Source organism: Streptomyces fuscigenes, assembly GCF_021556455.1.
GTDB classification, from domain to species: Bacteria; Actinomycetota; Actinomycetes; order Streptomycetales; family Streptomycetaceae; genus Streptomyces; species Streptomyces fuscigenes.
Genome location: NZ_JAKGCV010000341.1, coordinates 1 through 6,034 on the forward strand (window position 1 = coordinate 1; position 6,034 = coordinate 6,034).

General features: G+C 73.4%; 6 protein-coding genes. 5 read left to right on the plus strand and 1 reads right to left on the minus strand.

The features are described from left to right. Nucleotides 1-785 (minus strand): IclR family transcriptional regulator (locus L1885_RS21765; protein ID WP_235798851.1); only part of this gene is annotated, 785 nt, incomplete at its 3' end. A gap of 54 nt (nt 786-839) precedes the next feature. On the opposite strand from L1885_RS21765, the gene L1885_RS21770 reads away from it, so the two are divergent. From L1885_RS21770 to L1885_RS21790, 5 genes are all read left to right on the plus strand, one after another. Continuing rightward, nucleotides 840-2,408, plus strand: a complete 1,569-nt coding sequence (locus L1885_RS21770) for an ABC transporter substrate-binding protein (protein WP_235798852.1) — start codon at nt 840-842, stop codon at nt 2,406-2,408. Further along, nucleotides 2,405-3,406: an ABC transporter permease gene (locus L1885_RS21775; RefSeq protein WP_235798853.1), complete on the plus strand. Its 1,002-nt coding sequence runs from the start codon at nt 2,405-2,407 to the stop codon at nt 3,404-3,406. The genes L1885_RS21770 and L1885_RS21775 overlap by 4 nt, the downstream gene beginning before the upstream one ends. Next, nucleotides 3,403-4,320 (plus strand): ABC transporter permease, encoded by a 918-nt coding sequence (locus L1885_RS21780; RefSeq protein WP_235798854.1) that lies wholly within the window; start codon nt 3,403-3,405, stop codon nt 4,318-4,320. The genes L1885_RS21775 and L1885_RS21780 overlap by 4 nt, the downstream gene beginning before the upstream one ends. Next, complete coding sequence (locus L1885_RS21785; RefSeq protein WP_235798855.1) at nt 4,317-5,186, plus strand: ATP-binding cassette domain-containing protein; 870 nt, start codon at nt 4,317-4,319, stop codon at nt 5,184-5,186. The genes L1885_RS21780 and L1885_RS21785 overlap by 4 nt, the downstream gene beginning before the upstream one ends. Further along, on the plus strand, nt 5,183-6,034 hold an 852-nt coding region (locus tag L1885_RS21790), incomplete at its 3' end, for an ATP-binding cassette domain-containing protein (protein ID WP_235798856.1). The genes L1885_RS21785 and L1885_RS21790, both read left to right, overlap by 4 nt.

Consider the following 6,034-nt stretch of genomic DNA (forward strand, 5'->3'; position numbering starts at 1 on the left):
ACCGTGCGGGCCGCCGCGCGCACCATCGGCCCGTACAGCTCGACGGCCGCGTCGTCGAGCGCGAACGCGAGCCCGCGCACCGCGATCGCGCCCACGGGCCGGCCGTCGCGGTCGACCACGGCCGCGGCCACCGCGCGCGCGTCCTGCTCCTCCCGCTCGTCGTCCAGCGCGTAGCCGAGGCGGGCGGCCCGCGCCAACTCCGCGCGTACGAGCGCCGGTTCGTCTGTTTCCTCCGGTTTTTCCGGCATGGGGGCGGACGCGAGCGCGGGGGCGGCCCTGCCCAGGACCTCGGCCGCCTCGTCCGCGGGCAGGGCCGCGAGCATCGCGATTCCCGCGGCCGTGCGGTGCAGCGGGGCGCGGCCGCCGGGCCGGGTGCCCGTGCGGTACTCCCGGGCGGGCTCGGACAGTTCGAGGAAGACGGCGTCGGTCGCGTCGCGCACCGCGTAGTACGCGAGCAGTCCGGTGCGCTGCCGCAGGTCCGCCAGCACCGGGCGGGCGAGCCGCAGATCGGGCCCCGCGTCCAGGGCGGCGGCGGCGAGGCCGAGCAGCCGGGGCCCTGGCCGGTAGCTGCCGCCCTCGGCGGGCTCGGCGAAGCCGTACTCGGCCATGGTGCGCAGATGGCGGTGGACGGTCGGTTTCGTCAGGCCCGTACGGCGGGCGATCTCGCCGAGGCGGTGCGGGCCGCCACCCCCCTCGACCAGTGCTTCGAGGACCTCCATCGCCTTGTCGACCGGGCCCTTGACGGGCTCCTGCGCGCTGCCGCGGGTGTTGACCGGTTTCCCCATGTCGCTTAGCTTAACCCAACCGCATTCCATCTGACGGAACGGATGTGCTGCTCAATGGAACGAATTCAGGGGCGGGCGCGCCGCGACGGACCGCCCCGCCGCGCCGTGCTGCGCCTCGGAGCCCTCGCCGTCCCGGCACTCGCCGCGCCCGCCCTGCTCACGGGATGCGGCGCGAATCCCGCGAGCGACGTCGGCAACGTCCTGCGGGTGTCCCAGACCGGCGACCCGAAGACGATGGATCCGCACAAGCAGGGCGACATGACCTCCATGAACGCCCTCATCAACATCTTCGACACGCTGACCGTGCGCGGCCGCGACGGCAGGCTGCACGCCGGCCTCGCCCTGAGCTGGGCCGTCACCTCGCCGCTGACCTGGCGCTTCCGCCTGCGTCCCGGCGTGACGTTCCACAACGGCGAGCCCTGCGACGCGGCCGCCGTCAAGTTCAGCATCGAGCGGCTCCTCGACCCGGCCACCAAGTCACCGATCGTCGAGCTGCGTTACGTCAAGAACGTGTCCGTCGTCGACGAGCACACCGTCGACCTGCACACCACCCTGCACGACCCGATCATCCCCGAGAAGGTGTCGCTGTTCGGCGGGGTCGTCGTGCCGCCGCGCCACCTCGCCCGGGTCGGCGACGCGGCCTTCGCCGAGCACCCGGTGGGCACCGGCCCCTTCACGTTCGTCAGCTGGCAGCGCGACCACGAACTGCGCCTGCGCGCCAACCCGGACCACTGGGCCGGCCGACCCGGCGTCGACGAACTCGTCTTCACACCGGCGCCCAACCCCTCCTCCTCGCTGGCCGCGCTGCAGAGCGGGGGCGTCGACCTCGTCACCGGCCTGACTCCGGACGCGGCCCAGCAACTGGACGGCTACCCGGGCGTATCGCTCGACAGCTGGAGCGGCATCAGGACCTCCTACCTGTCCCTCGACACCCTCGACGCGGGGCCCCTGCACGACAAGCGGGTGCGCCAGGCGCTCAACCACGCCGTGGACGTACCGCTGCTCATCAAGGCCGTACTCGGCGGCAAGGCGACCGAGGTGCCCGCGATGATCCCGCGCGGTGCCTTCGGCTTCGACCCCTCCCTCAAGCCCTTCGCCCGCTCGGTCGACACCGCCCGCAGGCTCCTGGCGGAGGCGGGCCACCCGCACGGCTTCACCACCGAACTCACCGCCTCCAACGTCGACTCCAACGTCGCGGAGGCCATCTCCGGCCTGCTGGCCCGCGCCGGCGTGCACGCCAAGGTGAACCTGCTGGACCCCGGCACCTACGCGGACCGGCTCACCTCGACCGACCACGGGGCCCTCGGCCCCATGTACCTGGCGGCCAGCACCGTGTGGACCCTGGACGGCGAGAGCATGCTCCAGTCGAACGTACGCAGCGACCGCAGGCAGAGCCGCTGGCACAACAAGGAGGCCGACCGGCTCGTCGACATAGAGGAACTGGCCGTCGAGCCGGACCGGCGCGAGCGCGCCTTCTCCGACCTCCAGCGGCTGATGCTGGACGAGGCGCCCTTCGTCTCGCTCTACCAGATCGACAACATCTACGCCCGCAACGAGCGACCGCGCTGGAAGCCCGGCCCCGCGGGCGTCCTCGCCATGGCGAGCGCGGAGGTCTCCCGATGACCGGACTCACCCTCGGCCCCGCGCCCGCGAAGGCGCCGGGAGCCCGCGACGGCGCGCGGCGCGGCGACGGCGGCCGACTGGCCCGCCTGGTGCTCACCCGCCTGGGCACCGCCGTCCTCGTCCTGCTGTGCACGGCCACCGTCTCGTTCTTCCTCGTACGGCTCTCCGGCGACCCGGTCAAGCTCCTGCTGCCGCCCGACGCGAGCGCCCACCAGGAAGCCACCCTGCGCGCGAGCCTCGGCCTCGACCGGCCGCTGATCACGCAGTACCTCGACTACCTGTGGGGCCTGCCGCGCCTCGACTTCGGCACCTCCCTCTTCTACAACGAGCCCGTCAGCCACGTCCTCGCCGACCGGCTGCCCGCCACGCTCGAACTCGCCGCAGGCGCGATCGTGGTGACGCTGGTGATCGCCGTGCCCGCGGGCATCTTCGCCGCGATGCGCCGCGGCCGCGCCTCGGACCGGGGCGTGATGGCGGGCGTGCTGCTCGGCCAGTCCACCCCGCCGTTCTGGGTCGGCATCCTGCTGATCCTGGTCTTCGCCGTCGGCCTGCACGCCCTGCCGGCCTCGGGCTACGGCACCTTCGCCAACCTGGTCCTGCCGTCGGTCACGCTCGCCGTGTACTCCGTCGCCGTCGTGGCCCGGCTGCTGCGCTCCTCGCTCATCGACGTGCTCTCCTCGGACCACATCCGCACGGCGCGCGCCAAGGGCTTCGGCCCCCTGAAGATCGTGTTCGTGCACGCGCTGCGCAACGCGTCGCTGCCCGTCGTCACCGTCGTCGGCCTGGAGGTGGGCAGCCTCCTCGGCGGCGCCATCCTCACCGAACAGGTCTTCTCCTGGCCCGGCGTGGGGCAGCTGACCATCGCGGCCATCTCCAACCGCGACTTCCCGCTCGTCCAGGCCACCGTCATGTTCTTCGCGGCCGTGTTCGTCGTGGTGAACCTGCTCGTCGACCTCTCCTACAGCCTGCTCGACCCGAGGGTGAGGGCGTCCCGATGACCGTCACATCCGCCACCGCCGCCACCGCGCCCGCCGCGGGAGCCGTCCGGCAGCGCTCCACCCGGGCCGCGGCCGTCCAGGCGCTGCTGCACAACAGGCTGGCCGTCGCCGCGCTCGCCGTCCTCGCGGTCATGCTGATCGCCGCGGTGTTCGCCCCGCTGATCGCGCCCGCCGACCCCAACGCCCAGGACCTGCTGATGCGGCTGAAACCGCCGGCCTGGGAGCACGGCGGCAGCAGCGCCCACCTGCTGGGCACCGACCAACTCGGCCGCGACATGCTCTCCCGCGTCATCTACGGGACCCGCGTGTCCCTCCTCGTCGGGGCGAGCGCCGCGCTCCTCGCCGGTGTGATCGGCACCCTCGTGGGGCTCGCCTCCGGCTACCTCGGGGGCTGGACCGACAAGGTGCTGATGCGGCTCGCCGACGTCCAGCTCGCCTTCCCGGCCATCCTGCTGGCGCTCGCCATCGTCGGCTTCCTCGGCTCCGGGCTCTGGTACGTGATCCTGGTGCTCGGCTTCACCGGCTGGGTCTCCTACGCCCGGGTCGTACGCTCCGAGGTCCTGTCGCTGCGCTCCCGCGACTTCGTCACCGAGGCGCGCGCGATCGGCGCGACCGACCCCGCGATCATGCGCCGGCACCTGCTGCCCAACGTCATGGCGCCCCTCGCGACCATCGGCACGCTGCACATCGCCGCGGCCATCGTCGCCGAGGCGTCCTTGAGCTACCTCGGTCTCGGCGTGCCCAAGGAGACCGTCACCTGGGGCTCCATGCTGGCCGACGGCCAGCTCTACCTCGGTACGTCCTGGTGGGTGGCCGTCTTCCCCGGCGTCGCGCTGATGCTCACCTCGCTCGCCGTCAACATCACTGGAGACGCCCTGCGGGACGTCGCGGACCCGAAGGCGTACCGCCGATGACACCTGAACCGACCCCACCGCCCGCCGGCCCGTCGCGACCGGGGCCCGGGCCCGGCGCCACCGCCCGGGAGCCCGTGCTGTCCGTCGAGGACCTCCACGTCGACTTCCGGCTCGACTCCACCGTCGTGCACGCCGTACGCGGCGTCAGCTGGCAGGTCGCGGCGGGCGAGACGCTCGCCGTGGTCGGCGAGTCGGGGAGCGGGAAGACGGCGAGTGCCCTGTCCGTGCTGCGCCTGAACCCCGAACCGCCCTGCGTGTACGCGGGCGGCCGGATCCTCTTCGCCGGCGAGGACCTGCTGTCCTGCGGCGAGAAGCACCTCGGCCGGATCAGGGGCGGGTCGGTCTCCATGGTCTTCCAGGACCCGATGACGAGCCTCGACCCGCTGCAACGCGTCGGCACGCAGGTCGCCGAGGTGCTGCGGCACCACCGGGGCGCCTCCCGCGCCGAGGCCCGCGAGGCCGCAGTGGCCGCGCTCGACGAGGTGGGCGTCCCCGACGCGGAGCGCCGCTACCGGCAGTATCCGCACGAGCTGTCCGGCGGGCTGCGCCAGCGCGTGATGATCGCCGCCGCGCTGGTGGGCCGGCCGAAGGTGCTCATCGCGGACGAGCCGACCACCGCCCTCGACGTGACCGTCCAGCGCCAGATCCTGGACCTGCTCGTGACGTTGCAGGCCCGGCACGGCATGGCCGTCGTGCTGATCACGCACGACCTCGGAGTGGTCGCCGAGACCGCCGACCGGGTCGTCGTCATGAACCGCGGCGAGGTCGTCGAGACGGGCGGCGTCCTCGATGTCTTCGAGCACCCCGAGGACCCCTACACCCGGGCGTTGCTCGCCGCGACGCCGCGATTGGAGCGGACGGCATGAGCGGTGTTCCCCTGCTGGAACTGTCGGGCCTGCGCAAGGAGTTCGGCGGTGGCCGGCGCGGCCACCGGGTGACCGCCGTGGACGGTGTGTCGCTCGCCGTCCACGAGGGCGAGACCCTCGCCCTCGTGGGCGAGTCCGGCTGCGGCAAGACCACACTGACCCGGCTGCTGCTGCGGCTGACCGAACCCACCGAGGGCACCGTGTCCTTCGCCGGGCGCGACCTCTCCACGCTGAGCGCGGCCGAACTGCGGGGCGTGCGGCGCGAGATGCAGGTCGTCCTCCAGGACCCGTACTCCAGCATGAACCCGCGGCTGCGGATCGCCGACATCGTCGCCGAACCGCTCGTCACCCACGACCCCGCGATGCGCGGCCGCCGCTCCGGCAGCCGCACCCGGCTGCGCGAACGGGTCGGCGAGCTGCTGGAGTCGGTGGGACTCGACGCGGGCATCCAGGACCGCTACCCCCACGAGTTCTCCGGCGGCCAGCGGCAGCGCGTGTCCATCGCCCGCGCCCTCGCCCTCTCGCCGCGGCTCGTCGTCCTGGACGAGCCGACCAGCGCGCTCGACGTGTCGGTGCAGGCGTCGGTGCTCGACCTGCTCGCCGCGCTCCAGCGCGAGCACGGGCTGACCTATCTGTTCGTCTCGCACAACCTCGCCGTGGTCCGCCAGGTCGCCGACCGGGTCGCGGTCATGCGCGCCGGGCGGCTCGTCGAGGTGGGCGACGCGGCGTCCGTGTTCGCCTCGCCCCGGGACCCGTACACGCGCGAGCTGCTCGACGCGGTCCCGGACCCGGACCCCCGCGCGGCCCGGCGGCGCCGCGAGCGGGCCGGGCACGGCAGCGCCGCGGTG